A 24,294-nucleotide genomic window follows, 5' to 3' on the forward strand; every position below is an offset into this window, starting at 1 on the left:
TTTAAGACAAACTCTATTTTTATTTTTTCTAACATGTTCATTTTTAAAAAATTCTGAAGAATTGATTTAACTTATATAAAAACTTGGAGTTTTATATGATAAACTAATTTGAAGTCTTGAGTTGCTCTATATTATTTAATAAATGAATTTTTTTGATGGTTAACAGTTGTATTTTTGAAATTTTGACCTTCAATATTAATTAATTTTCGCTGTAAAATCGCATAAAAGTTCAATTGATCGGTTTGCAAGCGCGTTACCTTTTGATAACACGGATTGTTAAATCTTGTTTTGCTTTAAAAAATTAGCAAATTCAGGATCTCAATTAAATCAAAAATGATGAATTTTATAAGTTGTGTCTTAAAAATTAGTAAGTAATACGATTTCAGGCATTATCATGCTTTGTTCAAGGCATAAAATAAGGGTTTTGTGCATCTACTTGTAATCCATCATAACCTTTTATAGGCAAAAGATATTTAAATGTTTGACTATTTTGCACAAAACTTTTGTATTCTTGACCTTGAACATATTGATCTTGACCAACAAAATTTTTTAAAAACTCGTTCTGTGTAAAATTTGGTGGTAAATATGGAAAAACAAGCAAGCCCATAAAATTTAAATTAGTACCAGTAATGGGTAATTCGTTTTCTGATCAACTTACCGGCGCAAGGTTAATTTCTAATTGCCAATTAGAGGTATTAATATCATCTTGTAATTTAATTGGATTACCATTTTTATTACCAAATAAATAAATTTTTCCAGTTTGGTCAATAAATGTTGCATACGAAACTGTTGGCATAATTTCTTGGATTTTCATATCAGAACCTGAATATGGACTTTGGAAAATTATTGTAAACATTTTGGAACCTTGATCATAACTTGTTGATTTTATTCCAAAAGGTTCACGTTTCTTCCCCCTAAAAAAATCCTCATTTATGTGACGTAAAATTGGTTTACCTGCATAGTTAACTAAAGCTTGTTCTGGGGCATTATCTTGAACTTTTGCAGGATTTTCGCCTAATTTTTTTATTGGACCTGTAGGTCCAATAAAAAGTGTTTTATCAAAATCATATCTACCAACAAATTGCTTACGGATTTTTTCATAAATAGACTTACCAAAGGCTTCAACAACATAGTTGGATTGTATAAATTTATCATATCACCTAATTTCTGAAGTATACCAAACATTTCCGCTAGGATTTGCCCAGAAATTACCTCAATAAGGGTCTTCTTTTTGAATTATTGGTGATGTCATAAATGTTAAACTTATATTTTTGGATAAATGGGGAACTAAAGGTTGAAAATTTTTAACATCATTATTAGAAATAGTGGTGTCACCGCTTAAAAATTTAGGATAAACACTAATGATTTTTTTTGCAAATAAACTTGCATATTTTCAATGATTTGTGATTATTAAGCCGATTGTTGCTTTTTTTCCACTAGAACCCCCATTTTTTATTTCAACTTTCGCAAGTCTTAGAGTATAAAAAAGATTATAGGATTTGTTTTTTTGTAATTCTGGTTTTGGATTCAATGATTTTGGTATCTCACCCACTAGTTCAATGTATTTTTTACTTGATTGTTCTAGTAATTTGGAAAATGGATTTTTAAGATCATATTCATACCCTCTAACATCAAAATCAAGGTTATAATGGGAGGAATTATTAGCTGTTCACTGGTTTTCTGGAACTCTTGCAAGATTATCACCATTATCGTTGGATGCATCTACTTTATATCTACTAGTTTTAACTGATGATGCATTCGGATTTTTGATAATTTCACTTTGGTTATCAAAAAAAATATTAGAAGATAATTCAATTCATTCTTGAAGGCCATTTACACCTTGTATTTTAGCATTATTAAATTTGTGTTCTAATCCTTGCAACAACCCTTTTGGATCCTCAAATTCCATTTCAATATAAGCGCCAATTTGGTTTAAAGGCTTAATTTCAGATTTTTTCAATAAAATTCGGTTGGTATACTTGGCAAAATCAGTTAATTCAATTTTTGCAATTCTGGAAGCTTGAGAAGTTTCATAAGGCGTATTGTTATTTCTGTTTGCTGTTTGATTTTCATCAATATTACTAATCAATTTTCCATATTCAGAAGTTTTTCTATTGTTATTGTCCTTAAAATATTTATATTGAATTGCTACCCGCATTTTATAGTATTTTAATCAAGATGCATCACCTTTTAGAGTGAAGGCAAAATAACGTTTATATTTGTCGTTTTTAACTTTTTCTCTAATCTCATTTTCCTGTTGACTTATTTCTGTTGAATAATCTTCATATGCTTTAATTCTTTGCAGATTTTCTTGTTCTTGCTGTAATTCTTCTTTTCTTTTTTCAATTGCTTGTTTTATTTGACTTGATTCCCTTACTAAATCACTCTTAAATTTTTCCTCAAAACTGTTAGAAGCTAGTTCTTTTATTAGATCAATTCTTTTTTGATTACGATCTTCAAAATGTTTAATGTCATCTTCAATTATTTGAATTTTATTTTCAATTTCTTGCTTCTGAACTAAAATTCTTTGCAATTCAGGATCTTCATTATATTCAATTTCAGGCGCAGCTAGCTCACGCGGATTATATAAAATAATCTTTTTATTAGAATCTCCAGGTTCATATTTTACTACTTCTTCTCATGAACTTGCATCATTATTCTTGTTTTTATCAGTCGTTCCTTCAAGAATTAATTTCCAATCCTTAATTGATGATTCATCAATTGCTCGATAGGGATCATCAAAGGCAAAGTAAATTCGCTGCTCAAAAGTGTCATCTAGTCCTTGTTTATTATAAAAATTAGAAATTTTTGCTTCTTTTAATGGCGGTTGGGCCAACTGGGTTGTAAATTTTAATTGATCATCTTTTTTATTTGTTGCTCCCTGATCAAGATTAAGTGTAATTCCATCAGTTCTTGAGCTAATTTGTGTAATTTTATAAGTGGTTGAAGGATAAAGATTAAAATCAGAATTTGAATCAGTTACCGGTTTTGCTTTTAAACTAGCAACAAGTGATTTTTTAACTTTATCATATTTAACATTAAATTCATAATTTCTTTCTTTATTATTATCACCAGATGTTAGATCTTTTCCATCTGGACCAACAGGTTTAAATTTGACCATTATTTTTTTCTTATCCAAACTTCACATTGAAACAGGATCAAGATTTAAATCCAGAGTTTCAGGCAGATATTCTGAACCAGATTGACCACCTGAAGGAGTTCTTTGTTTTTGAGTCAAAATTATACTTTCGGGCGAAAGTACAGAAAACGTGGTTTTAAATGTTTTTTCGGTTGCACTTGCATTTGTTTGTGAAGTGCCACTACTTTGCGCTAATTTTAATTTATATTGTTTTTCACCAAACGGGATTTCAAGATCTTGACCTTGTAATTTAAGGATTTTATATTCAACATTGGGGATTAAATTTTCTAAATTATATTCAATTTCAAATTTTGACTTATCTTTAAATTTTGTAACCTGAGAGATTTTAATTAGTGAAATAGGGATTTTTCCTTTTGTTTCATTTTTTGGATCTGGTTGGATTGATAAAACAATGGGATTGTCTGTCACCCTTTCAAAATTTCTAGGATCGCCTTTTAATTTAATTTTTAATTTAGCAGTTGTATCTTTTAACTCTGAGAAAACAACTGATTCAATTACTGGGGGAATCACAACATCTGTTTCTAATTTGGGCGCATAATCCAAATTATATTGTCTTTCGGGCACTTCGATTTTAATGTCTTCAGGTGATTTGCCTTTGAGATTGGTTGCTTGACCAACTTCTTTTATTTTAAATTCAAAAGCAATTTTGCTTCCAGGTTGGATTTGATCTTGAGAATTTAAGTCAATTTCCGCTTTATAAGGTGTAGAAGGTTTTAAAGTATCCTTTGTAACTGAAACATCATTAATGGTGGCAATGTCAGTATTTTGATTTTTATCTTTAATTTTAATTTCCAATTTTGAATTTTCAAGTCAAGAATCATTTTTGTCAAAATAAAGTTTGATTTTACCAAAAACCTTAGAACCATCTTCTTTTGTAGCACCACCATCTTGTGATGTTTGAGGCTGTTTTGAGTTTAAAGATTGTGGTACCTCATTTGTCCCCGTTCTTAGATCTTCAACTTCTAAATCTGATAAGTAAATTTTTTGAACTACAGGGGTGAATTCTAATTTAGAACTTGTTGAACCAGCACCTACTTGCGCTTTTAAAGCAACAAAAGGATCAATTTTTTCACCACCAATTTCAAAATTGGTGATTTTATAGGTGTGAAATCTATCCAAATTATTTAATTTAAAAGTAATTTTTCCATTACTTGAATCATACTGATTTTCTGATATAAAAGTAACTTCTTTTTGTTGTGGTTGTGTTGAAGAACTTTCAGCAGGGGCAATAGTAATAGTTGCATAACTAGAAGGAATTTGTAAAAATTTATTATTAAAATTAAATTCTAAAGTTGCTGATTTTCCATCAGCATTTTCATCGTCGTCTTGTTTAAAATTAACGCTTTCAGTATAATTAAATTGGGCTTTTGTTTCAAAAAATGGAATTTTTTGATCAAGCATTGATTTTTTAACCTCAGAAGAGTCGACTTTGGCAACTTCCATTTTATTTTGCCCTAACTCAGTTGGATTGGCCGTGTTTTGAGCATCAATAGTTTTAATTTTTAATGTAGATTGTGTATCAGACAAAGGTGGTTGTGAAGTTTGTGGAGTTTCAACCTCTTTAATTGTAAAATTACGGATTTCATAAGTTTTGTTTGGACTTAAACTAGTTTGCAAAGTTTGATCTTTTGAACTTGTATTATCTAGTTTTACCCGTGTGATTGGGCCAGTTGGAACAAAAGTGAACTTTGTTGAAGAACTTGCGCTTCCTGATTGTGGTACTTCATGAATATCTAGTTCAATTTTGTGCTTATTTCTTCACAAATATTCATCTTTTTCATCAAATTGGAAAATAACACTAGCCGCTTCATTTTCGTAAGCACCCACTTGTGAAAAATTAGTAAGTCAAGCTTTTTTACCTGGGGTTGTAAATTCAGTTTTGGCCACTCTTTGAGTTTTATAATCAGAAGTTTCAATTTTTTGGTCTTTGTAAACAAAGTGTTCAATATTGTAAAGCGAGGCTTTATTTAAATTAGTTTCAAAACTGACAACATAAAAGTGGGATTTATTACCGGTTGCATTAAGTTTTTTAATTTCACTAGCTTTTGTCACTAATTCATATTTTTTTAGTGTTTTATTATAAAGTTGAACACTAAAATGTTTTTTGTCAGCATCGGTTTCACTTAGTTCATCTGAAGAAATAAAATAAGCATAAATTGTTGTGTCAATTCCGGAAGATTTATCTTTTTCCTCAGTAAAAATTAGTTGATCATAAATACTAATTGGGTTAGTTTTTATGATCTGTGTTTCGTTAATTTTTGTTGTTTGGGTACTTGCATCGGTTTTAAAATCTGCTTGTCGAGCAAAATTATTATTTTTTTCAATTAGTAATGAAGTACTTAAAGAACGTCTTACACGACTTGCTTGAGAAGAATCATGTGGTTTTGATTTTAGTTCAACTTTTGTAATTTTATAGTTAAAAGTATCAAAAAGTTTGTTTGTTTCAACAGTTTTACTAGTTCTGTTAACAGTATTTTCAGGGTTTTGAAGTCTTAATTTTTGATTTAAAGTGTTAGTTTCATCATTGATTTGTGCTAAATTAGTTGTTATTTCAGGAAGTTGGATTGACTTTTGACTATTTGAATATTTGTCTTCAAGGACAATATCAACACTTCCATCTGAATTGATTTGACCTTCAACTGTTGAAATTGGCGTATTCGAACTTGTTTTATCAATTCGTTGGTATGAAACTAAAACATAATAACCCTCAAGATATTGGGGTGCTTTATCATCCAATTGCAGTTTAACATTTGCAGTTTTATTGATTTTATTAAATGTTGATTCAATACTAGTAACTTGAAAACTAATTGGAGTTGTTCTAAATAATCGATCCTGATAATTTACTTGGTTTTCATCAAAAGTGATTGTTTGCTCAACCTTGCTAGCATTTTCATAAGTAACTGAAACTAATTGATAATAGTTTAATGGTGTTAAATTAGATGCTAAAAAAGTATATTCTGCTGTTGATGCGCCTCGAACTGGCTGTCCATTCAAAGAAGAATTATATTCTTGTCCTGTGCTTATGTCAATATATTTTAATTTCATTGTTCCTTGATTTTGATTATCAAGAAGCAAAGTAGAATTTATAGTAATTTTAATTTCAGCATTTTTATCAGCTAAACTAATTTTTTCAACATTGGTAATATAAGCTGCAGTATCAAAGGTAGTTTTTAACTTTGGTTGTGAATTTTGTTGTGTTTGACCAATTAGTGGACTTGTTCTTAAATTTACATCAGCAAAATCAGCATTATTTTCTGTTTGCTGTACTTGAACATCTTGAAATTGAGTTATTTTTGGTTGCTGCAATTGTTTTTGGTTAGAATCAAGAACTGTAACTGCATTTTGAGTCTGTGATGTGGTTAAAATTTTTTCTTGGTCAACTGCAGCAATTTTATCTAATGGAAAATCCTTGACAATTTTTTGGTTATCACGAATTTCTGGAACAAATTCTAGTTTTGATATTTCAAACCTTGTTCCTTGAGGTACCTTATTTTTGATGTTTTCTTTATCAATGTTGAAAACAGCAAAACCGTTACTTTCAACTTTTGCCTCTGCTGTTAATTCAGGATCATCCTGGGTTTGATTACCTAATTTTTTGAAGGTAATTTTCACTTTATTGTCAACTAAAAATCAGTTTTTGAAAACATCAAACACCATTCTAACAACAGCGCCATGTTTTTTAAACTCAATTTGTGAAATCAGTTCAGGCAAAACTTCCTTTGCAGTTGTGCGGAATTGGCGCTGTTGTTGAGTTAAAGTACCAAGAAAACCAACCGGAACACCATTTAGAAAAATATCAACAACTTCATAAACAGTGTATTTTTCTAAATTATCAAATTTAAATTTCAGAATTGCAAATTTATTTCCAGAGTCATAGGAAAAATCAGAACCCACTTCAGCGATTGCACCAGTTCTTTTTGATTTTACCAACAATTTAATTTCATGACTTCTTGCTTGATAATTTTTGAAAAATTCTTTTGGATCCTTGATTTTTAATTCAAGACCAGCACTTGTGTCAGATAATGCAGTTTTATCAAATGTAACTTGTGCGCCTTGTGGCAATTGAATCAAATTAGGGTCAAGTTTAATTTCGGAAATCAATGATTTTGTTGCAAACAATTTCTTGTTTGTTTGTTCAACTTCAGTTTTATCAAAATTTACACTAATATTTCCAGTGTTTTCATCCTGTATACTTCGTCTTGTTCTTAATGAACGAGCTCTGCGAACTAATGTTTTTTTTGTAAGCTTTAGATCTTTGACTTTATAACCAGTTGCTTCATCAAGGTTTTCAATTATAAAAATTGCACGGTTGTTAGTAATTTCAACCTTAGAAGTTTTTAAAATACTATTTTGTCCTTGTGGTTTTTCAAGTTCATATTCTAATTCAGCCTCAAATTGATCATTTAAAATATTATCTTCAATAAAATCAAAAACAGTTGTTAATTCAACAGAGGTTTTGCTAATGTCCCTGTAAAAAATATTTTTAACTGTTACAGAATTAATTTGCGTACTAAAGCTTTTCTTTTCTTGACTAATTTTAGTAGAAAATGGAATTGGATAGACTCCATTTCTACGAACAACAGAGACAGAGCTAATTTCGTATTTTGTTAGCTTGTCAAGATTATTTTGAAAATTAAAAGTTGCAGATGCTGCTGTTTTTTTGTTTCCTTGGGTTGATTCTTCAGCAACAACCTTGGCAGAGGTAAGTATTAATTTTCCAGTTTGCTTATTTATTAAAGTGATTGTAACAACTTGATCTTTTTTTAGTTTTAAAATTTCATTGTTTGAGTTAGTAAAATCAATTTTAATTTCAGCAGATCTTTGTTTGTCAGAGGAGTTATTTTCATTAATTTTAATGTCTGAAATTACAATATCAGTTGCAAATTTGAGTGTTTTTTGCTTTGAATTATCATCAATTTGGCCAATTTTTTTGTCCGGTGATGATGCAGCAACTGAGGACACAAATTCATCAACTATTTCAAATTTAGGACCAGTTTCAACATTTTTGTTGTTTGTATGAATTGCATTTTTAGCTAATTTAAGAAGTTTGATTTTAAAATCCGTTCCTTCATCAAGGTTTTCAAATTCAACTTCGGCTCTAAGTCTGTTGTCATCTAATTTAATGATTTTTACTTTTTTCCTTGTAATTGGAGTGCCTTGAACTTGCGTTGCTACACTAACAAATTTAGCAGCAGGATCTTCATCTTTTGTTATTTCAACTTCAATTTCCTTTTCAGCTAGATAATGATCCTTGATTGGATCAAAAAATATTTCAGCTTTAACAGAAGTTGATTTAATATTTGAATAAACAATGTTTTTAACTTCAATTTTGTCAACATTTACATAAAATGATTTTTTGTCTTCACTGCTTAAATCAGAATTTAAGTGAAATTGCGGAGCTGCACTGCTAAAATCATTTACTGAAACTAGTACATATTTTTGGTTTCTTTCTAGATTTTCAAAACTAAATTCAGCTGTAATTTTGCCATCTTCTTCTTTTGCTTGTGTTGTTGCTGTTAAAATTTCATTGGTTTGTGAGTTTTTTAACAAAAGGGAAATTGTTGGTTTTGTAGTGCTTAACAATGCTTTTTCGGCATCAGTAAATTCTAATTTAACTTTGACAGTTTCATTTTCGTTTTTTAAAACAGAAAAACTTTTTACTTCAAGTGAAGAATAAATTTTTTCATTTTTGTTATCACCTGATAAATCAGGTGAATAATTTTCAGCCTTTTTGAATTCAAAACCAACTGAAGTTTGGATATTTTTATCCTTTGTTAAATTAGTTAATTTACTAATTGTGTATTCAGAACCTGGTTTGATGTTGTTTGTAAATTCAAGATCTAAAACTAGCGAATCAGAAACTGTACCTGTGGCTTCTGCAGTTGAATTATCAGTTTTATTAATAAGTGCAACCTGAATTTGGTCATTTTTTATAAAATTATCTTTGATTGGATCAAAAGATAATTTTAGACCAATTTTGTTAAATTCTTTTTTAGTTTGTAAAACCTTAACAACACTTGCAGTTGTTGCAACTGTGTTAAAGTTTCGCTGTGCTGCTTTTTCATCTTCAAGATTTTCGCTATAATTTATTTTTTGTGAATCAACTAAAATTTGTGTAATTGTGTGATGACTTAATTTTTTAAGATTTTCAAGGTTAAATTCAGCAATATTTTTCTGTTCTTTAAACAAAATTTTTGCAGTTGCTGATGAAGTTGCTCCAGTTGCATTATTTTTAACAAAAATAATGGCATTTTTATCAGAACTATTTGGTCTTTTTCCAAAATTAGGATCAGAAATTCCAAAATCAACAGTGATTTTCGATGAATCTTGCTTAGGTTCGCTTTTAATTGCAGCTATTTTTGGTACTGTATAGAAAAAAGGTGGCAAGATTGTTTTTGTTTGATCCTTTTGATCAAAATATTCAAAAGTAAGGTTTTCTAGACCTTTTTCTTGTTCAGGATCTGATTCAAGACCAACAAAAGTGTATTTTTTTCCTGGTTCAAGATTTACCAGCTCCACTTTTAAACGATTATTTTTAATTTCATGGTAAGAATTGCTTGGATAAGCAACAATTTTATTAGTCTCATCTTTAAATTTTGCCTTGAATTTAAGACCGTTGAGAAAATTGTTGAAAACTGGATCAAAATAAATATTTGCAGTTGCTGTTTTTTCAGTAATTTGATCAAAATTAGAACCTAAAACTTTTACTCTTTGGAAAGCAGTGCTAAATTCTGCGTCTAAATTAATGATGTTTTCAAGGTCAAAAAGGTTTGATTTTCCGATCACCTCAAGGTCAGCAACTTTGTATTTTGTCTTTGGATCCAAATTATCAAGTTTAAAATGAAAAAGCAATTCATCCTGAGTCAAGGTAAAATTTTCATCTTGTGATGCAAGGTTAATGTCAATTGTTTTTGATAGATTGGTAAAACCTGGTTGACCAAAAATTAATTTTGCCTTAAAACTTTGACTGTTTGAACTTTGTTTGTAAATGCTGTTTTTAAAATCGCCGGAAATTACAACATTTACTTTGGCACTTGTTTCGGTAATTTCTGCAAAATCAATCTTTGAAACAAAATATTTGGTGAAAAATTCATCAAAATTAAGACCTTGATCAGATTTTTTGTTTTGATCATATTTAATTGCTACTGCCAGATCAGGATAACCTTCAATTGTAATTTTATCAAGTTTGTAAGTTGTTGATCCAGAAAACTCGTTTAATTCAAATCTAATTTCAGAACCTTCAGCAATTGCGGGTCTTGAAACATATTTTTCACTCGGATCGCCTTTTTTATAATAGTGTAAAACAAGATTTTTATCATTAAGAAAAGAAGAATCAAGACCAAATCCAAGAGTATATTCAACTTTGGAAGCAGTGACCCTTGGTTCTAATTTAATAAAGGTTTTTAAATCAGAAATTGATGTAACAAAATTTCTTTTTAAAGAAGCAACTTCAAGTTGGTTAATTCACGGAATTGTAAAATAATTGTAACCATCTTTTGCCTTTGCAAAAACAGAATCAGGAACTTGGGACTGCAAAACTAGACGATTTAGGTTATATTTTGTTGCATTTGTTAACTCTTTGGGAGTTAAATTTATTTTGTAAGTATTTTCCTTTTCTGTCTTGATGAATTTTGCCAAAGGAGGGATAACAGCGGTGTTATCAAGGTATAAAAATGCAGTTGTTTTTGTCAAATCATCAACAGATACAACTGTTAGTTCAATATTTGCATAAGTCGCACCAACTTGAGTTTTTGAATCAACAATTGCCGCTGGAGTGTAAAAATTTTTCACAAAAGTATCAGAAAAATCCACTTTTGCTGAATCAAGTTCAAATTTTGTAATATAATATTTTGACCCAGGGTCAAGATTTTTAAGATCAAATGTTACAAGATTGCTTAGAAAAGTACCAGAAGTAGTGAATTCTTTGCCTGTCAAAGCATTTTTATAAAACATTTTAATTACTTTGTTTTCCAAAGAAACACTTGGATCCAAATTTTGGAAAGTAATTGTCATTCTTTTTTGCTGATAAGACAAATTTTGGTCAATCAAAGATGCAGCAATTACTCTTATTTTTCCAGTTGTTTGCTCAAAAAGTGACTTTTTGGCTTCATTTCCTTGCCTTTTATAATCAATTTCTGAATCAAGGGCAATTTTTTGCATTGGCACAAGCGGAATTTGACTTGTATTTTGTTTGTCAATGTAGCGAATTGCGCTAATTCGGTAATCAAGACCAGGATAAAGATTTTTTAAGTTAAATTCAGCAACACCATTTTTAACAACACTTGAATCAACGTAGGATGTGTGTGTGTGTGTGTCGCTTAACTTGTCTTCAAGATCATTTGATTGATTCTTAAGGACATAATAATACTCAAGGGCAACTTTTTTACCTTCAAGGTTAGCGCTTTCATCAGCAAATTTAAGTGAAACTGACGCTGTTGAAGGTGTTTTTGTTTCAAAATTAATTGTACGAACTGCTGGCGGGGTATCAACAAAATTTACAACATTTTCACCAAAACTAATGACTTTTTTGGCAGCAAAACGTTTTTGATTTTTTGCATCAAGGTAAACTTTTAAATAGTAACGTTTTCCAAAATTAAGACCATCATAATTTGAATTAATTTTTCATGAACGAGAAAAATCATCATAAGTTGCTTTGTGAGAAGTGACTACTTGTTTTCCTTCTTTATCCAAAGTAAAATCAACATTTAAATCTTGATAATTTAGCTTGTAAGCATCAAAATCACTGAGCGCAAATTCGAGTTCATAAGCAGCATTGTCACGATTGATGTGCTTGAAATCAACAATGTTGTATTGTAAGGTATTTCAAGTTTTCATCAAGAATGGTAAAAAACCAAGTGATCCAATTGAAAGTCCACCAAATGCTAAAAATGAAAGAATAATTGCACGTTTTTTTGTTTTGTTTAAAGTTTTTTTTGCCTTTTTTGTTATATCTGCCATTTTTGCTCCTTGAATTTGAAATTTTGTCAATAATATTATTTATAAATTAATATACTAAAAATCAATAAATTTAAACAAAAAATTAATGGTTGTTAAAAAATAAAACCATTAATTTTTTAAGTAGTAAGTAAGGATTTGAAAATTAATAATATTGGATAGTACAAGGTAAATTATACATTATTTCCCTTTTTCTTTTGTTTTTTTTTTTTTTTTGTATAATAAAAATTGAACTTGCTAAATATTACTATCAAAAATATCAAAAAACTTATCTTTTGTCATTAATAACTAGAATTAGTTTTCTAGTTATGTTTTTATTTTTAATTAGTAAAAAAAGCTTTGATAGCGAGGTAAAATATGAAAAAAGAACTTAAAACCAATCAACAAAGTGAAAAGAAAATAAATGTCCATTTAACTCGTAAATTACTTGCCAGCAGTGGTTTTGTGACTGGAGCCGTGGTTTCTTTGTCGCCTTATCTTGCAAAAATTATTACTCCAAAAACAATTTATGTTCAGGATTTTATTGCTGAAAATGTTACTGCAAATTCTGGTGATTTTAGCTTTAAATTGCAAGGTAAAAATAAAAAAGACACAAATTGAGTTAAAAATGCTGATCTTGAGCTTATTTATATTAATCAAGAATCACGTGCTCAAATTAAAACCAAGGTAAAATATAATCCTAAAACTGACAGTTTCAGCACTTATTCTGACAATTTGCTTGGTGGTTCAATTTATAAATTGCAATTAGTGGCAGCAAACAACCCTCGTTATTATTTTAGTTTTTCAAAAACTGCTAATTTTTTCTCAACTAAAAATAGAGTAGAAAAGTTCAGCCATTTCGATCAAGGCAATAACACAATTGTCAACCTTGATTTATTTGATTCACAATCATTGTTGCAAGGCGCTAATTTAATTCTTTATTATAAAGAAGTTGGGTCTGACAAAATTCATAGCGCGAATGGAAACTTAGTCGATAATCTTGAAGGCAAAACTGCAAGTTTTGTGTTAAAAAACTTGGAAAAATCAAAAAAATACGAGATTGTTAACACAAAATATTATTTTGATGATCCTAATTCAACTTTTGATTTAGAAATTTCACCTTTAGCAAACAGATATTTTTCCCCAAGTCCAATTGATGGCAAAATTATTAATTTAAACCAAAAATCCTATGGTTTAAATTCTGCTTTAGTTGAAATTTCCCTTGCTTTTAAAAATAATGAAACTAAATTAGACCCAAAAGCAAAAATTAATCTTGAATATTATTGAAAAAATGAGGCCAATGAGTACCAATTTGCAGTTGCAAATAATATTTCTTTGATTATTGAAAACCAAAAAGTTTACGCAAATCTTGACTTAAAGCAAATTCCTGGAGGTGCTAAATTCTGAATTTCAAGAATTTGGGACAATACTGGTTCACTATCAATTCGTGTTAATGGTGACCTTTCCTTTATTTCTGCACCAGAAATTGCCCGAATTAAAACAATTGTTGATGGGAATAATTCTTCAAATTTTGATATTAAGTTCAACGACCAATCATTGATGCTAAATGGTCAAAATGTAAAAATTAACTTTTTTGCCGATAATGCACCTTCAAAATTATTTTCAACTACTGGACTTGTTGTTGGAAATAAGCTTTTATCAACAGCGACTAATTTGCCAAAAGAAACCCATTTTACAATTTCATCATTGGAATTATTAAGTAATATTACTAATTTTTCTGAAGATGGCAGCAAAAGCACAAACCAAATTTTCTTTTCGAAAAACTTTGATGAAAAGCAAAAAAAATTCTTTACACAAGCAACAAGTGCCCAAATTGAGTCAATTAACATTGACAAAGTTGCAGAAAATTTTGCCCGTGTAAGCATCATGTTAGATTCAGTTGATGATTTTATTAAAGACAAAATCGCTACATTATATTTTAAAGTTGCTGGTTCAAGCAACCTAATTAAATCACAGGCCCAAGCCTTTAAAATCAATGATAACAAATTAGTACTAACTTGAGACTTAATTAACCTGGAAGCAGGTACTAATTATGTAATTAATTCAATTGGAATTGCTGATTCCAAAGCAGAATATGTGAATAAATTATACTTGAATTTTGGACCTAACATCAGCGCCAATAAACTTAATTGAACAACTTTGCCAGCTGTTTCATCAATTAATTACACCCAAAAATCAGATACTTCAATTAATTTAAACATTGCAATTAAAAACATCAATAAAACTCTAAAAAAAGCAAAAATTACTTATCTTGAATTAAAACCAGGCGGGCAAACAAAAACAGTTGATGCTGAAATCCAAAATAATTCAATTATTGCCAATCTTGAAGTAAGCAACCTCCAAAAAGGTCAAGATTACCTAATCAAATCAATCGAAATTGATGATTATGCATCATCAAAAGGTGATTCTGATATTCTAAAAGTCTCAAAATCAATTACACAAGCGCAAAAAATCTTTGGTGTGCACGCGCCTTTAGTGTTAAATAAAATTGAAAATATTAAAGAAGAACAAACAAAAGCACAAATTAAAGTTACTTTTAGTCCGCAAACATACAACAAAATCGGTAATAACAAAGTTGTTTTATATTACACTCTTGCAGGAACTTCCAAACTTTTATCAGTTTCAACTGATAAAACAAGTCAATCAGGTCAATCAGGTCAATCAGGTCAATCAGGTCAATCAGGTCAATCAGGTCAATCAGGTCAATCAGGTCAATCAGGTCAATCAGATAATTCATTAACTTTTTCAATTGATAATCTTGAAATTGGTTCTAAATACAACATAAATTCTGTGGTAATTCAGCAACAATTTGATTCAAATGACCCAAATGAAACTGAAAAAATTACTTCAGAAAGAAATATTTTATTTGGCGATCCAGGCGATCCTTCAAATAAATTTGATGAAAAACAAGCGCACTTTTACACCACAAGCGCAATTATTGAACTAGGTTACGATAATTCCTATGAGCAAAGAGTGATTGCAACTTTTATTCTTGCTGATGCAAAAGGTGAATACAATGGCAAAACTGCAAGATTAACTTATAAATTAATTAAGAAAAATAATTCTGATAATGAAGCACAAAGTGCTCAGGAAAAGCAAGGAACAATTGAAGCTCCTGTTGTTGGATCACGAATCCGCTTTGATATCACAAACTTATACAAACAAGGAATTTACCAAATTGATGAAAAATCCTTGGAAATCATTGATAAAAATCAACAACCTGTGGCGACAACTCAATTTAGATCACGAACACGTCGTGATCTAAATTCAACTAATTTCCAAAATGTTCAGAATCAAAAAATAACTATTCCTTTCAAGGATAAATTGCTTGATCAAGAAGACAAAAAACAATTTGAAACTGTTCCAAAAACAGCAAATGTTACTGCTCTAAAATTACTAGAAAGAACAAAAAACACAGCAAAATTCGCAGTTAATTTTGAAAAAGAATTCAAAATTAACAACAAAACTAATAGTGAAAAACTTGATGATTTCTTAAACAAACATAAATTAAAAGTTCGCTATAAAAAATACAATGGCGATGATGTTATTCGCGAAGAGGTAGTTCAAGCAACAAAGAATGTTGAAACTCAAAAAGTTGAATTTGAACTAACACAACTTGAAAATGGACAGCAATATGTTATTCTTGGTTTTGAACATGTTCTTGATACTGAAACTAACGGTTTAAAACAAAAAGTTGATATTTATCTTGATGAACTTGATTTTTACAAAGACCAAATAATTGCAACTTCACCTGTTGTTAAAAATATCGAAATTGACACCTCAGTGGAAACAGTAGCGAAAGTAAAGTTGGTGCTAAAAGATCAAGGAAGATACACTGTTGGTAAAAAGGTTACTGTTGAAATTGAAAAACAACCTGATAGTGAACAAAAAAATCAACAAACTGAAACAATACAGGAAATCACTAAACTTGAGCAAGTAAGTTTGAACGGAATTTATGAGTTTACATTTACAAATTTAGCCAAGGCCCGAAAATACAAAATTAAAACAGTTAAATTTGAAAAAAATCCTGCAACACACAATAATCTTTTGCCAATAATTTTTTCAACTCGTTTCAAAAGAAGTCTTGATCCGGTTTTTGTCAATGTTCAAAGTCAAATTCAAGAAACTGAAGAGGAAATTGATGTCCTTGAAACTTCAGCAACGACTTTAGAACAGGCAAAATCTTTTGTTACAACAGCACAAACTGGAAAAATAACAAAAATCGATATTGAAAGTATTCAAACTTCAAGTTTAACTTTAAAATTAACTTTTGATAAAATTGACAATTATTTAACCTCAAAAGAAATAACTTTAAATTATAAAAATTTATCAAATGAAAGCTTGTTTAATACAAGTGAAGCAACAATTGATGCAGAATCGAAAACTGTAAGTTTTCAGTTAGATGGTCTAAATCCAGGCGACAAATATATAATTGAATCCTTGGTTTTAAAAGGCAAAACAACAAATATTAGAAATAATCTAGGTCTTGTTAAGGATAAATTTACATTTATTTTTGACAAATCACCAAAAACTGAAGCTGGTTTTGAAAAACAATTTTTCTCACCAACGCCAAATCTTCAAGCAATCAAAACAACTTCAACTTCTGAAACTTCAGCAAGAATTGTTGTAAAAATAAATGATAAAGCTGCAAATTGAAACAATAAGTATTTGAAAATTAAGCTTGAACAAAAAAATAGTTCATCTGGTCAAAACCAAAACACTTTTTATGAGGCACAAATTGCTAATGGGATTGCCATTTTTGAAATAAATGGACTACAAAAAGCAGGAAATTATGAAATCAAGGAAATGAAAGTAATAAGTCAAACTCAAAAAGTTCAGACTCAGAATGAAAATGAAGTTGCAGGATTTGAACAACAACCACAAACAAACTTGATTCAAAAGGAATTTACTCTTGATGCAGAATCTGCGACAATTGTTGATGTCTCCTATAAATCTGATAATAATAGCGCAAATGTTACAATTAAATTTGATCCTTCAGAAACTTTTTTAACAAGTCAAACAAACACACAAATTAAAAGACAGTTAAAATTTTATTTCCAAAATTCACAAACAGGTCAAATTATCACTGCTCAAAAAGAGTTTTCACCTTCAAGATCAAGAAGAAATACGCAATTAACTTCAGCGCAGCCACAATTGACTTTAGATATCAGCAATCAAGCGCTAACTCCAGGAAGTTTATATATGCTTACAAAGGTTGAAGATATAACTTCTCAGGTCGAAAATGCACCTAAAAGACTAAAAACTTTTAAATTTGCTGATCAATCACAAACAAGTAATAATCAGCAAACAAGTGTGCCAGAAGTTATTAATAAACTCTATTTTGCAACCAAACCAGAAATAATTTCCTATTCAATTAATAAGGTGACTGAAACCAAATATGTGGCTAATTTCACTATCAAGGATCCACTTGCCGGACGAAAAGATAATCAGGGCGGGTTTGAAAACCGTAGTGTTAAAATAAAACTTAAAAAAATAACTAGTGGAAATGGTGAAACCACTGCTGAAATTGTTGAAAAAGAAGCAACTGCAAAAAATTCAAAAATTAGTTTTGAATTAGAAAATCTTGAAAAAAATGCTACTTATGAGTTAGAAACCGTTACCTGGTCAAGCGAAAATGATCAAACTGTTAAGGAAAGCACCCAAAAAACTGATTTTGACTTTGCGGTTAAACTTCAAGATTTGTCAACAAACACCAAAATTGAAGGATCTATTGACGGAAATGGGGAGAAAGAATTTGGTCAAAGTTTTATTATCAAACCCGATTCAGCTAAGATCATCAGGATTGAAAAGCATGATAAAAAAGATAATTCAGCAAGCATTGATGTTATTTTTGATCCAAAAGACAAATATTTAGGTCACAATGATTTTAAAGATAAATTAAAATTAGTTTATTATAAAATTGGTGATCACAAAGAATTTGAAAAAAATTTAAGTTTTGTTTCTATATCTGACACTGAAATCAAATTTAGCGCTAGTTTAACAAGCCTTGAAGGCGGAAGCGGCTATCAAATTATCAAAATTAAAAATGAAGCAGCTGCTTCAGCTCGACGTCGAAGACAAGCAACACAACCAGTGTCACCAATTAACTTTTATTTTGATGAAGCAAAAGTTCATGAAGAAAACAAAAAATTTGCTACTTTGCCAATTGTTAATTCAATTCTACAGTTTAGAAATGAAAAAAACCCCGAAAATTACGATTTTCTTTTAACCTTAAAAGACGTTGGTGAAGTTTTTAAAAACAAAAAAACCATTAAGGCAAAAATTAAATATAAAAAAGTAGCCGATGGTAAAGATGCAAAAGAAACTATTCAAGAAGTTGAGGCTGTGCTAACAGGGCCTTCAACTTCAGCGCAAGCCCTTGGTTCTGACAAAACCTCTCCTGAAGATGATCTAAACCAAAACACAACATTTAAATTCACGCTGACTGATCTTGAACCTTTTGCCCAGTATTATATAACTAAAATTGCCTATGATGCAAATAATAATGTGGATCAAGTCTTTAGTAAACCAGATTTTTCAAACTCAGAAAATGAGGGTCTATTTAAATATTCTACTGAAGCCAATGAAAAAAGGGCATTTTTAACATACCCTGCAAAAGTTGAAGTAAAATCTGTTGAAATCAAACCAGATTTTAGTCAGAACCAGGCAAAATTAACAATTAAATTTGATGAAAAGTACAAAGCCTTCTTAGAAAAATATAATAAACTAAAAGTTAATTATGTCAATCCCAAAGGTTTGGGACAAACTGTCGAACTTGATAAAAATAATTTTAATTCAACTTTACAAACTGGACAACAAGAACCTAGTGTTGAAGTAACAATAAACAACATTAGTGAACCAGGTAAATATGTTGTTGACTCACTTGAATTTGCTGATGAAAAATCACAAACACCTTTATTCAAAAATCTTGACCTTCCGCCAGTTAAAATTGATGAATCAGTTACTATTGCCAAAAGAAGTTTTTATACAAATACTAAAATAGTTGCAATTAGAAAAAAACACATTGCAGAAACATCCGCTGTCATTGAATTAGTAATTGATGATCCAAATGGTTCATTTGTTGGTAAAAAAGTAAAAGGAACATTTACTCATTCAACAAGTTCTAATATAGAAAAAGAAGAAACAATTATTGCTGATGAAAACGGAAAAACATCAAAAGTTGTATTTAAATTAGATAGTTTATCAAAAAATACTGAATATACTATTTCAAAATTAGTTTTTGGTCAAGACACTAAAAGTCCAGGAACTAATCCAGATGCAACCCAGTTTCAAACTGAACAAGATATTAGTTTTGATGATGAAAAAATCAAAGAAGCGCAAAGCAGTTCTAATTCTGCAACAGCTGAAGAAATTAAAAAATTCCAAACCACCTTTGAAACTGCAAAAGCTTTGGGGATCACTTATCAGTTAGATAATTCAACAACAACAACACCAAAACCTTGGTCAAAAGCCAAAGTTAAAGTTTTCTTTGCCAAAGATGATAAACCTTTACAAGAAAAACAAACTAAATTAAAATTAAAATATAAATCTTCAAAACAAGGGATTTCAAAGGAAACAGACACTGCAGTTGATGCTAAATTAGTAGCTAGTGACACTACATCTCCCCAAACTAATTGAAACAACGTCCAACCTAATGGAGCAACTTATTATTATGAATTTGAACTTGATAATTTGGATGCAGGTGCAAAACACACAATAATTGGTCTTGAAGACGAAAAACAACAAGTTAAAATTATTGTTCCTGATCCAAGTGCGGCAGTTCCAGTAACAGTTGCTGCTCAAGCTGCATCACCAGCACCTTCATTTAGTTTTAATACAGCACCATTAATAACCAAGATGACCTATATTCCTTCGGAAACATCAATTAAATTAATTCTTACTGTTGAAAATTCTCAAAAATTAGATTTTTCTAATCACAAGGCAACTATTAAATATAAAAAATTGGATAATAATTCAAATAGTTACGGATGACGAGATCCGGATGATAAAAAAAGTGAAGCAGCTAATCAAAAAGAAGCAGACACAGTTACAGTAAAAGTGGAGCAAAATCAGCAAGCTAACTTACGTTCAAATGAAGAAAACTACGGAATAACACGTTTAGAATTTGATCTTACAGATCTTGAAAAAGGTTCTTGATATTTAATTGATGAAATTAGTTTAACCCCAAAAAATGGTGGGTCTGCAACCCCTTTAAGTCTTTATCTTGATAAGGAAAAAATTGAACCAAGTGACAAAAAAACAACAACTACTGAATCAGAAAAATGGCAAACAATTGTAAATACAACAATTGAAACCACAAAAATTACAACCGCAACAACTTCAACAACTGCTAGTGCAAATATTAATGTTAATGGACAAACAAAAAACACCCCTGAATTAACTTCTGGTTACTTTAAAATTAGTCTTGATCCTGGTGATCTAAATTTCCTAAAAGATAAATACAATATCCAATTAGAACTTGAATCAGTAGAGAAAAAATTATTTTATACTGAGAAAAAGGATATAACTACTTCAGGAGCTTCAGGAGCTTCAGGAGCTTCAGGAGCTTCAGGAACACAACAAGCTGAAATCGTCCTTGAAGCCAAAGGTTTAATCCCTGGAGATAAATATACAATTAAAGATTATATTTTTACACTTAAAGAAGGTGTTCAAAATAATTTTGCTGTGCGTTTGCCACAAAGATTAACAGTCACACCACCAACAAATAAAAGTACTATTGAATTAAAAACAGCAAATGCTGTCAAAGCAATTCAGTATGAAGCAGTTTCAGAAGGTCAAACCGATGTTACTGTTGAATTTTACAATAATAATGGTGAACTAAATAATCAGCAAATAGAGCTAAAAGCTAAACTTAATGAAACTTTTGGAAACAAATATATACCTTCAAGCTGGAGTAGTTCAAAAAATGTAAAAGCTGAAGCCCAACTAACAGCAGCTTCACAAGGCGTTTCAACTGTTAAATTTTCAGTAAATAAAGATCTTAAAAAAGCAAAGCAATATATAATTGAAGAAATTAAAAACAAACAGTCGCAACAAAAAATCGAATTTGACACCCCAATTAAAAATGAAAATGCACTTCAACGAAAATTTTATTCAAAAGCTGAAAATGCAAAATTAGTTGAAACGCAAATATCCAATGTGACAACTGATTCTGCTGAAATTAAATTAGTATTTGACAAAGATGATGCTTTCCTAAAAGATGATGATGTTACTTTGTATTTGCAAAAATCTGATAATTCCCAATCAATTGGAGCAACAGCGACTATCCAACAACAACAACAAGATAAACTCGAAGCTAGTTTCAATTTTAGAAATGTTCTTGAACCAGGGCGAAAATACACAATTAAAGCGCTGACTTCCAAAACTGTTGATCTAAAAATTGATGAAAAATCAAAAGTAAAAAATCCTAATCTGACTTCTGGATGGAAAACTGCTGCTAAACTCCGCAAAAAACGTGCTGCTGCTGCTAGTGCAACTGTCACCCTTGATTTTATTACACAGCCACTTATTAGTAATATTGAAGCAAAAAATATTGAAGATGATTCAGCAACAATCAAACTAGAAGGATGGACAAAAGACCTGAATGATGCAGGTTTAACACCTAAACTTTCTAGTTCTAGTTCTAGTTCTAGCAACAAGGAAGGTCAAAAAGAATCAAATTCTTGTCAAGGCCCATCTGACAATTGCCTTGAATTTAAATTTAATAGTCTTGAGCAATACACTGAATACAAAGATTTAACTTTGAAAATTAGCAAAGGGACAACACAAAGTGTTAACTCGCCTTCAGAAGATCTTACAGTAGCATTTGCCCCAGAAATTCAATCAGGGGCAAAACAATCTTTGCGTAAGTTTCGGACAACAGCAAAAAAATTAAATCTTGCTACTTCTGGTAACCCCGTAACATTAACACCAATTTCAACAACAAGTGTAAATATTGAAATTGAATTAAAAGATGAAAAGCAAGCCCAATCAATTGCTGATGTTCCTTTTGTACTAAAATATAAAAAGATTTTTCCAACTGTTTTTGCTGAAAGTATTGAAAATACTTCACTTCCTGTTTTAATAAATACAAAAACCAAAAAATTAACTTTTAATATTTCAAATCTTGATCCGGGTGCTATTTATGAAGTAACTAGTGCTGAGCCTCTTGATGGTGCAGTTAAAGACAATCATAAAATAAGTGGTCTTAAACCAACTGAAGAATTACTTAAATTTCTTAAAGATGTTGAAGGATTACCTATTAAAAAAAGTAGTAGTCCTGATAAAATCTATTTTGCTCCTTTGAACATTCCAGTAAAACTTGAAAGTGGATGGTCACATCCAATCAGATATGATTATTATGAAGGTGAACAAATTTACATTAAATTTAACAAGGAAGCAGCAACGGCAATTAATACTGAGTGACTTAAACAAAATTTAAAATTAAAGTTGATTCCGTATAATAGTAGTTCATCACAAGCACAAAAAGAAGAAAAAGAATTAATTTCAGTTACAGAATATAGTGAAAAACAAGAAGGTCAATTTAATTCAAATCTCACCCTTTCAGACCTAAAGTGAGATCCAAATACACTCACTGCTAGTTTAAAATTACAACCTAAATCCCTTAAGTCTGTAATTGGAGCTTGAGTTGAAATTACTATTAAAAACACAAATAACTACCAACAGGACCCAACTCAAAGTTCAATTAGTTGAAATAGTAACTCTTCACTACAACAGTCAATTTCATTTAAACTTACAACACAAATTGCTATTGTTACTCCAATGCATGTGGATTATATGAATATTGGTCTAATGGGATTCACTTATGCAGTTTATGATCCACAAGACTTAATTCAACCAACAGGAAGACATTATAATGCTTTTGGTTCTTTTCCACACTTAACACCTTATAATGAACAAGATTGACTAAAAGTTATAAATAATGATGGAAGTGATAATATCAACAGTGATAATGCTTTAATTACTCCTGATAGAACAATGTTTGATTCTCCTAGTTGATCTTCAAGTCCACGAATCCTACGAATCCCTGGTGATCCAGTTGCAATCCAAACAAAACTAGATCTGCCTAATAAAATTAAATATGTGACTCTTTATTGAAGAATTAATTCTGATACTGAAAATTTTCAGATTCCTGATGAATTTAAGAATGGTAAAAAACTTTGGTACCCTGCAGGGCAAATTGTGTCTTTACCAATTTCTTTGCAATTTAAAACAAATTCAAAAGACTCAGTTAATTCAACTTATGCTGTTGCTTTTAAGTCGTCCTATGGAATACCAGGATTTATTATGCCTTATTCTAAAAGCAACATTCCTCACAAAACAGAATCAATAGTTAACAACATTAATAGACATAATGAATCTTTGCTAGGTAAATATGAACATTCTGTAAACTTAATCCCACGGATAACTAAGTTTGAAAAAGATGTTAGCAAAATATTTTGAGCTGCTAAATCACCTGAGTGAACAACTCATGATGATGCTTTAAATTATATTTTTTACCAAAATAGAGCATTACCAAAAATAGAGCGCAACAATACCTGACTCACTCAAGTTGGAATCGGAGGGGCAGGCGGAACATACTACAATTCCCCTGGTTTTAAACTAATTTACATTAAAGAAAAAGAAAACAAACAAGCGCAACCAAGTATTGGTTCAGCCGATGTAAATTGGGATTGATGATTACAACATGCAAAAACTAGTCAATATTCATATAAAAGTGGGAAATCATCTTGACCTGTAATGATAGTATCAAAAAATTCAAGTTTACCGATTTTGTATGATCCAATTAATTATTATCTTGAATATGCAGCTTCAGAACCGCCGCAGTTGCCTGATTAATAAGAAATATAACAAAAACTTATAAATTAGTATAGAAAACTTAGACACATCAATAAATGTGTGTCAAAATAAAACATAATAACTTCACAGTTGAAATTTAAATTCAAATATATCAAAACGTTAGGATCTGAAGAGATCAAATGGCAATTTCGCATTTTGCAAATGAGTATAGAAAAATTTATAAAAACAATTAAAAAAGCAAAATACTTCCTATCAAAAATTAATTCTTTTATTTAAAAATACAAATCTAGTTCTTCAAAATTTTTTAAAAATGAACATGTTAGAAAAAATTAAAAAAAGAGTTTGTCTTAAAATCATAG

At 29.9% G+C, this 24,294-nt stretch carries 2 protein-coding genes; one reads left to right on the forward strand and one right to left on the reverse strand.

The features are described 5' to 3' along the window. Positions 1-364: 364 nt before the first annotated feature. On the reverse strand, positions 365-12,118 hold the full coding sequence (locus IM807_RS01220) for a hypothetical protein (protein ID WP_196362763.1): 11,754 nt from the start codon (positions 12,116-12,118) through the stop codon (positions 365-367). 354 nt (positions 12,119-12,472) lie between these two features. On the opposite strand from IM807_RS01220, the gene IM807_RS01225 reads away from it, so the two are divergent. Further along, on the forward strand, positions 12,473-23,974 hold the full coding sequence (locus IM807_RS01225) for a hypothetical protein (protein WP_196362764.1): 11,502 nt from the start codon (positions 12,473-12,475) through the stop codon (positions 23,972-23,974). Positions 23,975-24,294 lie beyond the last annotated feature (320 nt).

It is taken from the genome of Mycoplasma sp. 'Moose RK' (assembly GCF_015708155.1).
Classification (GTDB): Bacteria; Bacillota_I; Bacilli_A; order Mycoplasmatales; family Metamycoplasmataceae; genus Mesomycoplasma.